General features: G+C 72.1%; 16 protein-coding genes. 9 read left to right on the top strand and 7 right to left on the bottom strand.

Annotated features, from left to right (window positions below; all coding sequences use genetic code 11):
- Positions 1 to 18 precede the first annotated feature (18 nt).
- Together ACWDR3_RS26240 and ACWDR3_RS26235 are read left to right on the top strand one after the other, a co-directional pair.
- On the top strand, positions 19 to 1,257 hold the full coding sequence (locus tag ACWDR3_RS26240; RefSeq protein ID WP_450355025.1) for an ROK family protein: 1,239 nt from the start codon (positions 19 to 21) through the stop codon (positions 1,255 to 1,257).
- Positions 1,258 to 1,281: 24 nt separating this feature from the next.
- A complete protein-coding gene (locus ACWDR3_RS26235) occupies positions 1,282 to 1,737 on the top strand; it encodes an RpiB/LacA/LacB family sugar-phosphate isomerase (protein ID WP_450355024.1) in 456 nt (151 codons plus the stop codon).
- A gap of 91 nt (positions 1,738 to 1,828) precedes the next feature.
- Here ACWDR3_RS26235 and ilvY read toward each other — a convergent pair whose 3' ends face one another.
- The gene (ilvY, locus tag ACWDR3_RS26230) at positions 1,829 to 2,692 is read right to left on the bottom strand and encodes an HTH-type transcriptional activator IlvY (protein WP_450355023.1); all 864 of its coding nucleotides are present in this window, start codon (positions 2,690 to 2,692) and stop codon (positions 1,829 to 1,831) included.
- An 88-nt stretch (positions 2,693 to 2,780) separates the two neighbouring features.
- Between ilvY and ACWDR3_RS26225 the strand changes: the two genes are divergently transcribed.
- The 3 genes from ACWDR3_RS26225 to ACWDR3_RS26215 all read left to right on the top strand — a co-directional run bounded on the left by ACWDR3_RS26225 (position 2,781) and on the right by ACWDR3_RS26215 (position 5,289).
- Positions 2,781 to 4,250 (top strand): ketol-acid reductoisomerase, encoded by a 1,470-nt coding sequence (locus tag ACWDR3_RS26225; RefSeq protein WP_450355022.1) that lies wholly within the window; start codon positions 2,781 to 2,783, stop codon positions 4,248 to 4,250.
- A 69-nt stretch (positions 4,251 to 4,319) separates the two neighbouring features.
- Complete coding sequence (locus ACWDR3_RS26220; protein ID WP_450355021.1) at positions 4,320 to 4,817, top strand: hypothetical protein; 498 nt, start codon at positions 4,320 to 4,322, stop codon at positions 4,815 to 4,817.
- Between the two features lies 1 nt (position 4,818).
- On the top strand, positions 4,819 to 5,289 hold the full coding sequence (locus tag ACWDR3_RS26215; protein ID WP_450355020.1) for a pyridoxamine 5'-phosphate oxidase family protein: 471 nt from the start codon (positions 4,819 to 4,821) through the stop codon (positions 5,287 to 5,289).
- A 32-nt stretch (positions 5,290 to 5,321) separates the two neighbouring features.
- Here ACWDR3_RS26215 and ACWDR3_RS26210 read toward each other — a convergent pair whose 3' ends face one another.
- The 3 genes from ACWDR3_RS26210 to ACWDR3_RS26200 are packed head-to-tail and all read right to left on the bottom strand — an operon-like array spanning position 5,322 to position 7,404.
- Positions 5,322 to 6,230 (bottom strand): phosphotriesterase family protein, encoded by a 909-nt coding sequence (locus ACWDR3_RS26210; protein ID WP_450355041.1) that lies wholly within the window; start codon positions 6,228 to 6,230, stop codon positions 5,322 to 5,324.
- 20 nt (positions 6,231 to 6,250) lie between these two features.
- A complete protein-coding gene (locus ACWDR3_RS26205; RefSeq protein ID WP_450355019.1) occupies positions 6,251 to 6,835 on the bottom strand; it encodes a DUF4865 family protein in 585 nt (194 codons plus the stop codon).
- Entirely contained in the window at positions 6,811 to 7,404 is a 594-nt protein-coding gene (locus ACWDR3_RS26200) for a TetR/AcrR family transcriptional regulator (protein ID WP_450355018.1), read from the bottom strand. The genes ACWDR3_RS26205 and ACWDR3_RS26200 overlap by 25 nt, the downstream gene beginning before the upstream one ends.
- A 218-nt stretch (positions 7,405 to 7,622) precedes the next feature.
- On the opposite strand from ACWDR3_RS26200, the gene ACWDR3_RS26195 reads away from it, so the two are divergent.
- Genes ACWDR3_RS26195 through ACWDR3_RS26185 form a run of 3 tightly spaced genes read left to right on the top strand, consistent with a single transcriptional unit; the run spans position 7,623 to position 11,226 of the window.
- A complete protein-coding gene (locus tag ACWDR3_RS26195) occupies positions 7,623 to 7,919 on the top strand; it encodes an SHOCT domain-containing protein (protein WP_450355017.1) in 297 nt (98 codons plus the stop codon).
- Positions 7,916 to 8,668 carry an ABC transporter ATP-binding protein gene (locus ACWDR3_RS26190; protein ID WP_450355016.1) on the top strand — a complete coding sequence of 251 codons (753 nt, stop codon included), beginning with the start codon at positions 7,916 to 7,918 and terminating at the stop codon, positions 8,666 to 8,668. The genes ACWDR3_RS26195 and ACWDR3_RS26190 overlap by 4 nt, the downstream gene beginning before the upstream one ends.
- Complete coding sequence (locus ACWDR3_RS26185; protein ID WP_450355015.1) at positions 8,665 to 11,226, top strand: ABC transporter permease; 2,562 nt, start codon at positions 8,665 to 8,667, stop codon at positions 11,224 to 11,226. The genes ACWDR3_RS26190 and ACWDR3_RS26185 overlap by 4 nt, the downstream gene beginning before the upstream one ends.
- Positions 11,227 to 11,378: 152 nt before the next feature.
- On the opposite strand, the gene ACWDR3_RS26180 is transcribed toward ACWDR3_RS26185, so the two are convergent.
- Positions 11,379 to 11,909: an ATP-binding protein gene (locus ACWDR3_RS26180; RefSeq protein WP_450355014.1), complete on the bottom strand. Its 531-nt coding sequence runs from the start codon at positions 11,907 to 11,909 to the stop codon at positions 11,379 to 11,381.
- Between the two features lie 226 nt (positions 11,910 to 12,135).
- Complete coding sequence (locus ACWDR3_RS26175) at positions 12,136 to 12,459, bottom strand: hypothetical protein (protein WP_124001147.1); 324 nt, start codon at positions 12,457 to 12,459, stop codon at positions 12,136 to 12,138.
- 357 nt (positions 12,460 to 12,816) lie between these two features.
- On the opposite strand from ACWDR3_RS26175, the gene ACWDR3_RS26170 reads away from it, so the two are divergent.
- Positions 12,817 to 13,971: a PLP-dependent cysteine synthase family protein gene (locus ACWDR3_RS26170; protein ID WP_450355013.1), complete on the top strand. Its 1,155-nt coding sequence runs from the start codon at positions 12,817 to 12,819 to the stop codon at positions 13,969 to 13,971.
- Here the strand turns inward: ACWDR3_RS26170 and ACWDR3_RS26165 are convergent.
- On the bottom strand, positions 13,945 to 14,415 hold the full coding sequence (locus ACWDR3_RS26165) for an SRPBCC family protein (protein WP_450355012.1): 471 nt from the start codon (positions 14,413 to 14,415) through the stop codon (positions 13,945 to 13,947). The two genes, ACWDR3_RS26170 and ACWDR3_RS26165, sit on opposite strands and share 27 nt — an antisense overlap.
- Between the last annotated feature and the right edge of the window lie 80 nt (positions 14,416 to 14,495).

Genomic DNA, 14,495 nt, shown 5'->3' with positions numbered 1-14,495 from the left:
CATGGGAGACTCGCCTTCATGAGCGGCAAGGCTGACCCCCGGCCGGCGGGGGAAGGGACCACCCCGAGAGCGCGGTTGGACCGAGGGCGCGGTGCGCTCGGACCCGCGCTGGAGCTCGTACACACCGGGCGGGCGCCGACCAGGGCGGTGCTCACCGCCGAGCTCGGCGTGACGCGCGCGACGGCCGGCGCGGTCGCCGCCGAGTTGGAGGCGCTCGGGCTGATCCGGGTGGACGCCCGGCCCGGCGCGGCGGCCGGTTCGCAGGGCCGCCCCTCGCACCGGCTCTCCGTCGCGGACGACGGGCCCGTCGCGCTGGCCGCACAGGTGCACGCCGACGGGTTCCGGGCCGCGCTGGTCGGCCTCGGCGGCCGGATCGTCGCCACCGCCGCGGGCCGCGAGACCGTCGACGCCGACCCCGCCAAGGTCCTCGGCTCGGTCGTGGAAGCCGGCGCCGGGCTGCTGCGCGAGACGGGACTGCGGTGCGTCGGCGCCGGTCTCGCCGTACCGTCCGCGGTCGCCGAACCGGAGGGCCTCGCCCTCAACCCGCTGCACCTGGCCTGGCCCGCGGGCGCGCCCGTACGCCGGATCTTCGCGGAGTGCGTGCACGCCGCCGGCATCACCGGACCGGCCTTCGCGGGCAACGACGTGAACCTCGCCGCCCTCGCCGAACACCGGCACGGAGCGGGCCGCGGCGCCCGGGACCTGCTCTGCGTGGCCACCGGACACCGGGGCGTGGGCGGCGCGCTGGTACTGGACGGCCGTCTGCACACGGGCAGTTCGGGCCTGGCCCTGGAGGTCGGCCACCTCACCGTCAACCCCGAGGGCCGCCCCTGCCATTGCGGCAGCCGCGGCTGCCTCGACGTCGAGGCCGACCCGCTGGCCTTCCTCACCGCCGCGCACCGCGAGCCCGGCCCCGTGGTGTCGCTCCTCCACCAGGCCATGGACCTGATCCGCAACCACTACGACGACCCGTCGATCCGCACGGCCACCGAGACTCTCATCGACCGCCTCGGCCTCGGCCTCGCAGGACTGGTGAACATCCTCAACCCCGACCGCATCATCCTCGGCGGTCTGCACCGCACCCTCCTGGACGCCGACCCCGAGCGGCTGCGCGCGGTCGTCGCCGACCGCAGCCTGTGGGGCCAGAGCGGCGGCGTCCCGATCCTGCCCTGCACCCTCGACCACAACAGCCTTGTCGGAGCGGCAGAGTTGGCCTGGCAGCCGGTCCTGGACGACCCGCTGGGAGCGCTGGCGTAGGGCCCGTCGCGTAGGCTCGCGGGCATGCGGATCTCCGTTTCCTCGGACATGGACGAACCCGTGGCCCGCGCCCTCGTCGCGGAGCTGCGCAAGCGCGGGCACGAGGTGGTGGCCCACGGGGCGCTGTCCCCGGGCGACGACCCGCAGTGGGCCGCGTGTTCCTCGGCCGCCGCCCAGGAGGTCGCCGCCGGAACCGCCGACCAGGCCGTCGTCTGCTGCTGGACCGGCACCGGCGCGTCCATCGCCGCCAACAAGGTGCCGGGCGTACGGGCGGCCCTGTGCACGGACGCCTACACGGCGGACGGGGCCCGGCGCTGGAACGATGCCAACGTGCTCGCCCTAAGCCTGCGTCTGACGTCCGAGCCGCTGCTCGGGGAGATCCTCGACGCGTGGTTCGCGGGAGAGGCCAGCGAGGACGCCGAGGACCGGCAGAACGTGGAGCGCGTCGAGCGGCTCGACCTGGGCAGGGGCACGTCCTGACTTACGGGTGCGGGGGCGCCGGCGGTCACCGACGCTGAGGCGCCGACCGTCACCGGCGCAACGTCACCGGCGCGGGGCAGACGGCGCACAGTCACCGGCGCAACGACACCGGCACCGGCATCCACAGCGCCGCCACCGTAGGCCGCCGCAGATCCGCCCGCCGGACGCACAGCCCGATCGGGAACGGCTCCGGCGCCGGATCGGCGGGCAGTACTGTGAGCCGGTCGCGCACCGCACTGTGATCGAGTACGAGCCTGGGGACCACGCCCGTGCCGCAGCCCAGCGCGACCAGGGTCAGCAGCCCCTCGTGGCCGTCCGGCTCGCACGCCACCTCGGGCGTTCTGCCGCGGGCCCGGAACCACCGGTCGGCCGCGTCGCGCACCAGGCCGCGGTGGGGGAGGACGAAGGGCCCGTCGAGACCGGGGTCCGGCCGGTCCCGGGCCGTGACGAGGACCAGCTCGGTCACCGCCACCGTGCGGCTCACCAGCGCCTCCGGCAGCCGCGCCGGAATCCCCGCGACGGCCGCGTCCACCTCGCCCTCGTCCAGCCGGGCCAGCGCGGCCGCGGCGTCGCCGGTGCGCAGATCGAGCCGGACCTGCGGGTGGGCGGCCCGGAAGGGCGCCAACAGGTCGGGCAGCAGCGCCTGGCAGGCGGTCACCGTCGCGAACACCGCGAGCCGGCCGGTGAGTTCGGCCGGCGCGGGATGCTCCTCGCGGTAGGTGCGCCACAACTCCAGTGCCTGGACGGCGTATTCGCGATACCGGTGACCCTCGGCGGTCAGCGACACCCCGCGCGGTCCACGCTCGAACAGCCGATGCCCGAGGTCCGCTTCCAGCCGCTGCACCGTGCGCGTGAGCGTGGCCGGGCTGACATGGCAGTCGAGGCTCGTGCGCCCGAAGTTCAGGGACTGCGCCAGATGCAGGAAGAGCCGCAACTCCCGATGATCGTCCCGCATTCGCTGACCTCGCCGTTTCACTTCACGCAACAGCGCGCTGCACAAGTTGCGCTTGCCGCAATGCCTGCCCGGAGCCTACAACTCGACCATGACCTCGACCACGTACACCTCCCACGTCTTCCCCCTCGAAACGATGGATGTGCCCGGCGGCACCGAGACCGTCCTGCGGGGCGGACGGCACCTCTTCCCGCTGCTCCCGCAGGCCTTCGCCGGGGTCCGCCGCGTCGGCGTCCTCGGCTGGGGTCCGCAGGGCCGCGCCCAGGCCCTCAACCTCAGGGACTCGCTGGCCGGCACGGACATCCAGGTGGCCGTCGGACTGCGCCCGGGCTCCGCCTCGTCCGCCGACGCGCGGGCCAACGGCTTCTCCGAGGAGGACGGCACGCTCGGCGACTGGCTCGCCGTGGCCGCCGACAGCGACCTCGTCATCCTGCTGATCGCCGACGCGGCACTCGCCGCGCACCACGAGGAGATCTTCGCGGTCCTCAAGCCCGAGGCCGTGATCGGTCTCTCGCACGGCTTCCTGGTCGGCCATCTCCGGGAGACGGGTGGGGAGTTCCCGCCCGGACACGGCGTGATCGGCGTCTGCCCCAAGGGCATGGGGGACTCGGTGCGCAGGCTGTACCGGCAGGGCGAGGAGATCAACGGCGCCGGCATCAACAGCAGCTTCGCGGTGCACGCCGACCCCGACGGACGCGCCACGGACCTCGCGCTCGGCTGGTCGGTCGCGCTCGGCTCGCCGTACACCTTCCGTACCACCCTGGACAGCGAGTACCGCTCCGACATCGTCGGCGAACGCGCCATCCTGGCCGGCGCCGTCCACGGCATCGTCGAGAGCCTCTACACGCGCTGGCGGCTGGCCGGGGACGACCCGGTCACCGCGTACGAACGCTCCTGCGAGAACATCACCGGGCCGATCGCGCGCACCATCTCGCACGAGGGACTCCGAGCCGTGCGCGAGAACCTCGACGCGGCCGGCCGTGACGTCTTCGACCGCGCGTACACGGCCACCTACGGTCCGGCGCGCGAGATCGTCGCGGAGATCTACGACGAGGTCGCCGACGGCACCGAACTGCGCAGCGTCATCCTCGCCGAGCGGCGGCTCGGCAGCCGTCCGATGAGTGTGATCGGCGGCTCCCCGATGTGGTCGGTGAGCGACGAGGTGCACGCCCGCCGTGCCGAACACGACGTGCCCGTCGACCCGTTCACCGCGGGCGTGTTCGTCGCCACGATGACGGCCCAGATCGACGAGTTCGCCGAACGCGGCCACCCCTGGTCGGAGATCGTCAACGAGTCCGTCATCGAGGCCGTCGACTCCCTGCTGCCCTACATGCACGCACGGAACGTGGCCTACATGGTCGACAACTGCTCCCGCACGGCCCGCCTCGGCACCCGCCGCTGGAGCCCCCGCTTCCAGGCGGCCTTCGAGCAGATCGCCTACCCGGCGGCCGAACTCCCGGCCGACAAGGCCCTGTTGACGGCCTTCGACACCCACCCGGCCCACGAGGCCCTGTCGGCGGCGGCAAAGCTGCGGCCGTCGGTGGACATCTCCGTGGCGTAGGCATTCGGTCCCGGACACCTCCCTCTCCACCGGTGCCGATGAGTTTCGCTCGCTGCCCCGGTCATAGCAGTGACGATCGACGTGATCGAGGAGAGGGAGGTGTGCACGGTGAGCGAACCGGCACGCCAGGAGGCTCTGGCACGGTTGGACATCCTGGTCGGCGAGTGGGAGTTGCGCGCCGACTTCCCCGGCCGGACGGTGCCCCCGGGCCGCAGCGTGTTCGAGTGGACCCTGGACGGACGATTCCTCGTCCAGCGCACCGAAGTGCCGCTCCCGGAGGCACCGGACACCATGTCCGTCATCGCGGTCGACGCGGACACCGGCGGCTACACACAGCACTACTTCGACAGCCGCGGGGTCGTACGCGTCTACGCGATGACCTTCGTCGACGGGCTGTGGCAACTCGTGCGGGAGACAGCGGACTTCACGCCGCTGTCGTTCCGGCAGCGGTTCACCGGGCGGTTCAGTGCCGACGGCAACACCATCAGCGGCGCCTGGGAGATCACGAAGGACGCCTCGGCCGACTACGAGCACGACTTCGCGCTCACCTACCGCAGGAGTAGCTGACATGGCCGCCACCGCAACGCCCGCGGAGATCGCGCGCGGCATCGTCGAAGCCAACCGGTACATGGTCCTCGCCACCGCCGACCAGGACGGACGGCCCTGGAGCACGCCCGTCTACTTCGCCCACGCGGACTGCCGGGAGTTCGTCTGGGTCTCCTCGACGCAGGCCACCCACTCCCGCAACATCGCGGTACGCCCCGAGGTGGGCATCGTGGTGTTCGACTCCTCGGTCCCGATCGGCACCGGCCAGGGCGTCTACATGTCCGCCGTCGCCACCCGAGTTGCCGAGCCGGAGATCGAGCGCGCGATCGACGTCTTCTCGCGTCGCTCGGTCGTCCACGGGGGACTGGTCTGGACAGCCGCCGACGTCCAGGACGACTCCGGCCTCGTTCTCTACCACGCGGTCGCCGACGCCCTCTGGATCCTGGCCAAGGACGGCTCCCCCGACCATCGCATCCCGGTCGACCTCATCTGAACTCGACCGGGGGAGCCGCGAGTTGCACGCGCTCAACGCCACTCGACGGCGAAGGCGGAGGCAGGATTCTCGGTGAGGATGCGGTCCGTCAACTCCTCACCCAGGTCCAGCGCGAGCCGCGGCCGTACCCGCCGCAGCAGATACGGCATCCCCGGCCCACCGTCGACCGACCGCGCCCCCGCGACAACCGTGTCCCCACCGAGCAGCAACCGATGGCCGAACCCGGCCTCCGCGAGGGCCCGTACGGCGTCCGGCATGCGCCAGTCGGTGGCGTGGTTGGTGCGGGACGGCCCGTCGAAGGCCAACCAGCAGCCCGACTCGGCGGCCTGACGGTGGATCACGAGGTCGGGGGACCGGTTGAGATGGCCGAGGATCACCCGATGAGCCGGCACGCCCAACTCCCCGCAGAGCAGGTCGAGTACGTCGAGCGCGCCCGTGCCCAGTTCCAGGTGCACGGCGATGGGCGCGCCGGTCGCGAGCTGCGCCTCGGCCGCGGCGGTCATGGTCCAACGGGCATGCGCGTCGAGCCCGTGGAACCCGCCGGCCACCTTGATCAGCCCCGCCCGCACCCCCAACGTGCCGATTCCCTCGGTGAGTTCGGAGACGAAGAGGTCGGCCAGCTTCCCACGCACCGCATCCAGCACCTCCGGTGCGTAGTGCGCGGCCTGATGCAGCCCCGTCGCACAGACGACGTGCACCCCGGCGGCACGGGACAGTTGAGGCAGATCGGCGACCCGCCGCCCCATGCCGTACGGCGTCCACTGGACGACAGCCGACCCGCCGGCCGCGCGGAAGGCCTCCAACTCGGCCCGTGCGGCGGTCCCGTCGTTCAACTCCTGCCCAGGTAACTGCGGGCTGCTGAGGAACAGATGGTCGTGCGCGTCGCACACGCCCAGGCTCCGCGGGTCGACATCACCCAGCACCGTACGGACGGTGCCCACCGCTGCCGTACGGCCCGTGCTCACCACTGCCGCCCGCGCGGCAACCGTCCCCGTCCCGGCGCCGACAGGTGCAGCACCTCGAACACATCCCCGTCGGCCTTGGGCGTGTCGTGCTCCCAGAGCGAGAAGTGCACCAGCTCCCAGCGGCCCGTGTCGACGGCCGCCGCCGCGAGCACCGCCCCGTCCGCCCCGGCCAGCCGCTCCGTCTCCCGTACCGCCTCCGCCATGACCTCCACCAACTGCACGCTCTCTGGCACCGGTTGACGCCGTCGTACCGCGAACCGCGCGGGTGAGTCGGCGGCGCCGCCCTCCTCGTACGCCAGACCGGTCCACTGCCGGATCGACGGTCGCCCGAAGTCGTTGCTGAGCCCCTGGAAGGCGCCTCCCCAGAGGAAGGTGTTCATGCCCTCCATGGTGTTCCACAGGTAGAACGGCGCGTACTGGTTGACCGGCGAGCCGTGCCCCCCGCGCTCGCGGACGAGGTACGTCTTGATGCCGAGGCCGTCCCAGGCGTCGAGCAGGTGGCCGACGCGGGCGACCCGGCCGCGGATCACGGCCATGTCGTAGTCGGCGGGCAGGGTCAACTCGTACTGCATGGCGTGCATCGGATGCCTTCCTGTCGCGGTGCCAGCAGGGAGAGCAGGCCTCGGACGGCGGTGTCGAAGGCGGCGGGATCGCCGGAGGCGCGGGCGAGGACGTAACCGCCCTGCACGGTCGCGAGGACGGTCGCGGCGATCGCCTCGCCGTCCAGCGCGGGCGCGAACTGCCCCTGCTCCTTGCCCTCTTCGACGATCCCGGCGAGCCGCTCCCGGATCCGGTCGAGCGTCTCGTCCACCGGGGCGCGCAGCTCGTCGCTGGCGATGACGTCCGGATCCATCGTGAGACGCCCGACAGGACAGCCGCGCAACACATCACGCTCGCGGCGCAGATACGCCTCGATCCGTTCGTACGGCGTCCCCGGGCCGTCGAGTACTCCCTCGGCGGTAGCCAGCAACTCCTCGGCCGTCCGCCGGATCGCGGCCAGGGCGAGGTCCTGTTTCCCCGCGAAGTGGTGGTACATGCTGCCCTGCCCGGCGCCCGCGCGCTCCAGGATCGCCTTGGGGCTGGTGCCCACGTAACCGCGCTCCCACAGCAGCTCACGGGTGGACTCGATCAGTCGCTCCGAGGTGCTCATGGGCCGACTGTACATACCAGTAGTTACAGAAGTCGAGACCTTTCCGGCAGACCTCCGCGGCCCGCCGGGAGCAGCCGCGATCGGCCCGCGTACTCCCCGGGAGGTACGCCCACTGCCGCTGGCCGTACGACGACCGGGACCCCTCCGCGCGGCCAGTCTCGATACATCACCGGAAGCCCCGTCGGGGCACCGGAACCTCTTAAAGGAGATGAATCGACATGGAGACCCTCGCGAACTGGAACGGCGGCGGGCCCGGCCCGTGGATCCTGTTCTTCCCGCTGATCTGGGCGGCCGTCGTGGTCGGCGTCGTCACCCTGCTGCGCCGTACCGTCTGGCGTGGCCGGCGCGGACCGTGGCGCGCGTTCGAGGACCCGCGCCCCTCGGGCGACTCGCCGCTCGCCGTGCTCGGCCGGCGCTTCGCGTCCGGTGAGATCGACGAGGACGAGTACTGGCGCCGGCTGTCCGTCCTGGACGAGCAGTTCGGCCGCACGACGGGCAAGGGCGGTGCGGCATGACCACCGCGACCGCCACGCGGACGGCCGCCCGGGTCGTCGAGGCCGTGAAGGTGTACGGCCGCGGCGACACCGAGGTGAGGGCCCTGGACGGGGTGAGCGTCGACTTCCCGGTCGGCCGCTTCACCGCGATCATGGGGCCCTCGGGCTCCGGCAAGTCCACGCTCATGCACTGCGCGGCCGGCCTCGACACGCTCACCTCGGGTGCCGCGTACATCGGCGACACCGACCTGGGCACGCTGGACGACCGCCGCCTCACCCTCCTGCGCCGCGACCGCGTCGGCTTCGTGTTCCAGGCCTTCAACCTGGTGCCGACGCTCACCGTCGAGGAGAACATCAGGCTGCCCCTCGACCTCGCGGGCGCCGGCAAGGGCGACACGGAGTGGCTCGACGCGCTGATCGACGTCGTCGGCCTGCGCGACCGTCTCCATCACCGGCCCTCCGAACTCTCCGGCGGCCAGCAGCAACGCGTCGCCGTGGCACGGGCGTTCGCCGGACAGCCCGATGTCGTCTTCGCCGACGAGCCGACCGGCAACCTCGACTCCCGCGCGGGCGGCGAGGTCCTCGGCCTGCTCGGCCGCACCGCACGCCAGACCTCCCGCGCGGTCGTGATGGTCACCCACGACCCGGTCGCCGCCGCCCACGCCGACGAGGTCGTCTTCCTCGCCGACGGGCGCCTGGTGGACCGGATGGAAGCCCCGACCGCGGACAAGGTCCTGGACCGCATGAAAGCCTTCGAGGTGCCGTCATGAACGCCTCAGTCCGCCTGAGCGTGTCCTCCCTGCGCGCCCACAAGCGGCGCTTCGCGGGCACCTTCCTCGCCGTGTGCCTCGGTGTCGCCTTCCTGGCCGGCACCCTCGTCATGGGCGACACCCTGCGCGCCAGCTTCGACACCATGTTCGGCAACGCGACCAGCGGCACGGACGCCGTCGTCCGCAGCGCCGACGCCATCACCACACCGGGCGAGAGCCAGGGCGTACGCCAGCCGGTCGCCACGGACCTCGCCGACACCCTCGCGAAGGTTCCGGGTGTCGCCTCCGCCGAGCCCGAGATCCAGGGCGCCGGCCAGCTGGTCGGCAGGAACGGCAAGCCCATCGGCGGCCAGGGCCCGCCCACCCTCGCCGGCAACTGGATCGCCGACCCGAAGCTCAACCCGTACCAACTCGCCGAAGGGCGTGCCCCGTTGAAGTCCGGCGAGGTCGTCGTCAACCGAGGTGCCGCCGACAAGGGCGACCTGAAGATCGGCGACACGACCACGCTGCGCACCCCGGACCCGGTCCAGGTGAGGATCGTCGGCCTCGCGACCTTCGGCGGCGAGGACGGCATGGCCCAGGTGACGTTCACCGGCATGACCCGCGCCGACGCCGAGAAGTACCTCACGGCCAGGCCCGGCGAGGCGTCGAGCATCCAGGTGCGGGCCGGTCCCGGAGTGAGCGAGAAGGAACTCGTGGACCGGCTGACTCCCGTACTGCCGAAGGGCGTTGAGGCCATCACCGGTCAGGAGTCGGCGCAGGAGAACACCGACATGATCTCCAGCCAGTTCCTTAGCATCTTCACCACCTTCCTGCTGGTCTTCTCCGGCATCGCCCTGCTCGTCGCGACCTTCTCCATCCACAACACCTTCGCGATCGTCGTCGCCCAACGCACCCGCGAGAACGCCCTGTTGCGCGCTCTGGGTGCTTCGCGCCGCCAGGTCACCGCCTCCACCCTGGTCGAGGCGACCGTCGTGGCCGTGACCGCCTCCCTCGCCGGTCTGGCGGGTGGCATCGGTATCGCGGCCGGGCTGCAGGCGCTGTTCCCGGCGATCGGATTCCCGTTCCCCAAGGGCGACTTGGTGATCAGCGCGCTGTCCATGGCGCTGCCGCTCGCCGTGGGCATCGTGGTCTGCCTGGGCTCCGCGCTCCTGCCCGCCGCCCGCGCCGGACGCACCGCCCCGCTGGCGGCCCTGCGCGAGACCGCCGTCGACTCCTCCGGCGCCTCCCGCACGCGGGCGGTCACCGGAGCGGTCCTGGGTGCCCTCGCCGTCGCCGCGACCCTCACCGGCGTACTGATCTCACCGTCCCTCTGGCTGGCGGGACTTGGCGCCGTACTGGCCCTGGTCGCCTTCGTGGTCCTCGGCCCGGTCGCCTCCTCGACGGCCGTGCGCATCCTGGGCGGCCCCCTGGAAAAGCTGCGCGGGGTCACCGGCGGACTCGCCCGGCGCAACGCGCTGCGCAGCCCCAAGCGGACGGCCGCGACCGCGAGCGCCCTGATGATCGGCGTGGCTGTGGTCGCGCTGTTCACCGTCTTCGGGGCCTCGCTCAAGGCCACCATGGACCAGACCGTGTCCCGTTCCTTCGCCGGCGACGTGGCCGTGAGCACACCCTCGTTCGGCGCCGGCGGCAGCGGACTCAGCCCCCGGCTCGCCGGAGCCGTCCAGCAACTGCCCGAGGTCGACACGGCCGTGGGTCTGGGCCGCGGGGTCGCCGAAGTCGACGGCAAGGGAAGGGCGTTGACGGTCGCCGACCCGACCGCCCTGCAACGCACCTTCGACCTCGGCCGGGTCGACGGCTCGATGAGCGACCTCGGCACCGACGGCATCGCCATCACCAGGAGCGAGGCCGAGAAGCAGCACCTCACCACCGGTGACAAGGCCCAACTCGCTTTCACCGACGGCAAGAAGGAGACCTTCACGGTCCGCGCGGTCTACGGCCGGTCGGAGCTCGCGGGCGACTACGTCATCACCCGTGCCGCCTGGGCCCCGCACCGCACCCAGGACTCCGACACCCTGGTCGCGGTCTCCTTCAAGGACGGCGTGAGCACGGCGGCGGGCAAGGCGGCCGTGCAGAAGGTCGCGGACGCCTACGGCAACCCGGAGGTGCAGACCCGCGGCGAGTACGCGCAGTCCTCGGCCGGCGGCATCGACATGATGCTCACCCTGGTCTACGCGCTGCTGGCCCTCGCGGTCCTCATCGCGCTCCTGGGCATCGCCAACACACTGACCCTGGCGATCCACGAACGCACCCGCGAACTGGGCCTGTTGCGCGCCGTCGGGCAGACCCGGTCCCAACTGCGGGCCATGGTCCGCTGGGAGTCGGTCCTCGTGGCGGCCTTCGGCACGGTCGGCGGCCTCGCACTCGGCGGCTTCCTCGGCTGGGTCCTGGTCAAGGCCTCGGACGGCGCGAGCGACAGCAGCTTCGCCTTCGCGATCCCGCCCGTGCAACTGCTGATCGTGGCCCTGGTGGGCCTGGCGGCCGGCGCCCTGGCAGGCTGGCGCCCGGCGCGACGGGCGGCCCGCCTGGACGTACTACGGGCGATCGCCACGGAGTGAGGGAGCGGGGGAGCCAGGGAGGGCTTGCCGGGTGAGCGGGACAGCCCGGGAGGACCTGCCGGGTGAGTGGGAGAGCCCGGGAGAGCCTGCCGGGGGGCGGGCGAGCCCGAGCGTGCCCACAGGATGAGCGGAGGAGCGACCGGCTCCTCCGCTCACCCCGCGACAGCGGACCGAGCGGCAGCGTGTGCCGCCCGACGGACATCGACCCCGTGTTCGACGTCCGCGAAGCGCTGGGACGGCTTCTCGGTCAGCCGCCTCGGCATACGCGCAGGTGTGGCGGGCGGCGGCTGCGCCGCGGGCAGGGTGAACCAGACGACCTTGCCCGACTCGCCGTCCGCCCGCACCCCCCAGCTCTCGCTCACCGCGGCCACCATGGCGAGCCCGCGCCCGCTGGTGGAGGAGGGGTCCACGTCCCGTACCTCGGGGAGTCGGGGGTCGTGGTCGTGCACGGAGACCGTGAGCCGGTCGAGCAGCAGCTCGATCTCCACCGTGCACAGCTTGTCGGGCTGCGCGTGCCGGTGGACGTTGGTCAACAGCTCCGTCACGCCGAGCGCGGCGTGGTCTATCAAGGGATCCAGATGCCAGTAGCGCAACTGCGCCGATACGATTCTGCGGACCTGGCCGATCCGCGACGGCAGGGCATGGAGCTCCACCGTGCAGTGCCTGCTTGGGTGACTGATCACGGCTGCGACTCCCCGACTGAGAAGGTCCGGAAGAACACGGAGTTCGGATCCAGCAGGGGCCCCGGCAAAAACGGCCGCCTGCTGTCGTGTCCGGCGGGCTGGTTCGCAGCGTTATCGCCGGTAAACCCAGAGTGACGTGAGACCAGCGTGACGCAGGGGGTGCGGTACCGCAACTCGCGATGGGCCACCCGCCCTACGGAGGTCGGTCGGCTGTCCGTCGAACCGGTCAGCCGCCGCGCCGCGCGGCCTTGCGCACGGCCTCGATGAACCGGCGGGCCGCGGGCGGCCCCGGTTCGCCGGGCGCGGGGTCGTGATCGCCGAGGGTCAGCAGGTACCGCTTGCCGTTGAGGTCCGCGAGCGCCCGGTCGTCCGGCGCGAACCACGGCTTGGAGGCGCGTACCGCCTGCACCGGCGCGCTGTCGATCTCGCTGCCGTAGCTGGTGAGCAACTCCAGCCGGCCGTCGCTGATCCGGACCTGTCCGGCCCGGGTGAGCGAACGCAGCCGCTTCCCTATCCCCACGCCCTTGGCCGTGAACTCGGGCTCCGCCATGCCGCTCCGCCCCCTCGTGTGCGTCCGGTGCGCCGGACCGTGACCCCGCACGGGTCTTGATCCGGCCGGTCCGGTGATCCAGCTCGTCTCGTGATCCAGTGTGCGCCCCCTGCGGTGAAGTCTGCCCGTGCCCGGCGTCGAGCACCAGTACGCACGGGCACCGCGAGCCCGGCACCCGGAGCACTCGCGCGAATGCGCCCCGTGATGAGTGCCGTGGTGGGTGCCGCCCCGCCCCAGGGCTGCCTTTGGGCTGCCCAAAGGAGTGTTTATGCAGGTGAGAAGCGTGCGGAAGGTGCATATGATCGGTGTGTCGGCCGCGCGAGGCGCCGTCGGCGCGAAGCAGAAGGAGCCCCCGCCGTGACCACCCCACAGCAGACCCGGACCGGCGTGACCCTCGACGTCGACCACAGCGACGCCGCCTACCGCGCCTGGCTGAAAGAGGCCGTCCGCAAGGTCCAGGCGGATGCCAACCGCTCGGCCGACACCCACCTGCTCCGCTTCCCGCTGCCCGAACAGTGGGGCATCGACCTGTACCTGAAGGACGAGTCGACCCACCCCACCGGCAGCCTCAAGCACCGCCTCGCCCGCTCGCTCTTCCTCTACGGACTGTGCAACGGCTGGATCCGGCCGGGCCGCCCGGTGATCGAGGCGTCCAGCGGCTCGACAGCCGTCTCCGAGGCGTACTTCGCCGGACTGATCGGTGTCCCCTTCATCGCCGTCATGCCCCGCACGACGAGCGCCGAGAAGTGCCGTCTCATCGAATTCCACGGCGGGCGGTGCCACTTCGTGGACGACTCGCGCAAAATGTACGAGGAGTCGGCCCGCCTCGCGGCCGAGACCGGCGGCCACTACATGGACCAGTTCACCTACGCGGAGCGGGCCACGGACTGGCGCGGCAACAACAACATCGCCGAATCCATGTTCCGCCAGCTGGAGTTGGAGCGGTTCCCGGACCCCGCGTGGATCGTGGCCACGGCCGGCACGGGCGGCACCTCCGCGACCATCGCGCGGTACGTCCACTACACCCAGCGCGACACCCGCATCTGTGTGGCCGACCCGGAGAACTCCTGTTTCTTCGAGGGCTGGACCACCGGCGATCCGGACGTCACCTGCGACTGCGGCTCCCGCATCGAGGGCATCGGCCGCCCCCGGATGGAGCCGAGCTTCGTGCCGGGCGCGATCGACCGGATGATGAAGGTCCCGGACGCGGCCAGCGTCGCCGCCGTGCGTGCCCTGGAGCGGGCCATCGGCCGCAAGGCGGGCGGCTCGACCGGCACCGGACTGTGGAGCGCGCTGAAGATCGTCGCCGAGATGGTGGCCGAGGGCCGGCAGGGGAGCGTGGTGACGCTGCTGTGCGACCCGGGCGACCGCTACCTGGACAAGTACTACTCGGACGCGTGGCTGGCCGAGCAGGGCATGGACATCGAGCCGTACGCGACCGCGATCGACTCGCTCCTGAAGACGGGCGTCTGGCCCGCCGAGGGCCTAGGCGGAGAGTCGTCGGTCCAATGAGGTGACCGCGCCCCGGAAAGCGCGTCCGAGGCCCGACCGCGACCCCTTGAGGATCCGCCGGAGCGGAGCGGACCCGTCCGCGGCGAAGGTCCACTGCGCGCGCGTACCGGTGCCGGACGGCAGCAGCCGCCACTCCTCGACCAGGGCCCGCAGCCCCGGCATGTTGCCCGCGTCGACGCGGTAGGCGTACACCTCCGGCTCCTTCGACGCGATGATCGTCTCCTCGAAGTGCCCGCCACCGTTGAGCCACACCTCGCGCCGGGTGCCGTCGCCGAGCAGCCGGGCCCGCTTCACGCCCGGGAACCACTCCGCCCACCCCGGCACGTCCTCGGCGAGGGCGCGGTGCACCACCTCGGGAGGGGCGGAGAGCTCCCGGGCGAAGACGAGACGTACGGGCGCGGTCTCGACGAAGTCGAGCCCCTCGGGGCGCAGTTGGCGAGCCATGGACGAGAACCCCCTTGGCGGCGGAGGGTGGTTGACCGGGCAGCGTCACGATAGCTGGCGGTTCGTCAGATGTCTGCACC

The sequence above is a fragment of the Streptomyces sp. NPDC001002 genome (genome assembly GCF_053599215.1).
The sequence above is the reverse complement of the archived record's forward strand: the minus strand, read 5'-3'. Positions and strand labels throughout refer to the sequence as shown.

Coding starts and splice junctions, on each gene's coding strand:
- ACWDR3_RS26200 (WP_450355018.1), bottom strand. CDS start 7,404: ATGAGCACCTCGGAGCGACTGATCGAGTCCACCCGTGAGCTGCTGTGG.
- ACWDR3_RS26240 (WP_450355025.1), top strand. CDS start 19: ATGAGCGGCAAGGCTGACCCCCGGCCGGCGGGGGAAGGGACCACCCCG.
- ACWDR3_RS26175 (WP_124001147.1), bottom strand. CDS start 12,459: ATGGCGGAGCCCGAGTTCACGGCCAAGGGCGTGGGGATAGGGAAGCGG.
- ACWDR3_RS26225 (WP_450355022.1), top strand. CDS start 2,781: ATGACCTCGACCACGTACACCTCCCACGTCTTCCCCCTCGAAACGATG.
- ilvY (WP_450355023.1), bottom strand. CDS start 2,692: ATGCGGGACGATCATCGGGAGTTGCGGCTCTTCCTGCATCTGGCGCAG.
- ACWDR3_RS26215 (WP_450355020.1), top strand. CDS start 4,819: ATGGCCGCCACCGCAACGCCCGCGGAGATCGCGCGCGGCATCGTCGAA.
- ACWDR3_RS26205 (WP_450355019.1), bottom strand. CDS start 6,835: ATGCACGCCATGCAGTACGAGTTGACCCTGCCCGCCGACTACGACATG.
- ACWDR3_RS26235 (WP_450355024.1), top strand. CDS start 1,282: ATGCGGATCTCCGTTTCCTCGGACATGGACGAACCCGTGGCCCGCGCC.
- ACWDR3_RS26185 (WP_450355015.1), top strand. CDS start 8,665: ATGAACGCCTCAGTCCGCCTGAGCGTGTCCTCCCTGCGCGCCCACAAG.
- ACWDR3_RS26190 (WP_450355016.1), top strand. CDS start 7,916: ATGACCACCGCGACCGCCACGCGGACGGCCGCCCGGGTCGTCGAGGCC.
- ACWDR3_RS26165 (WP_450355012.1), bottom strand. CDS start 14,415: ATGGCTCGCCAACTGCGCCCCGAGGGGCTCGACTTCGTCGAGACCGCG.
- ACWDR3_RS26195 (WP_450355017.1), top strand. CDS start 7,623: ATGGAGACCCTCGCGAACTGGAACGGCGGCGGGCCCGGCCCGTGGATC.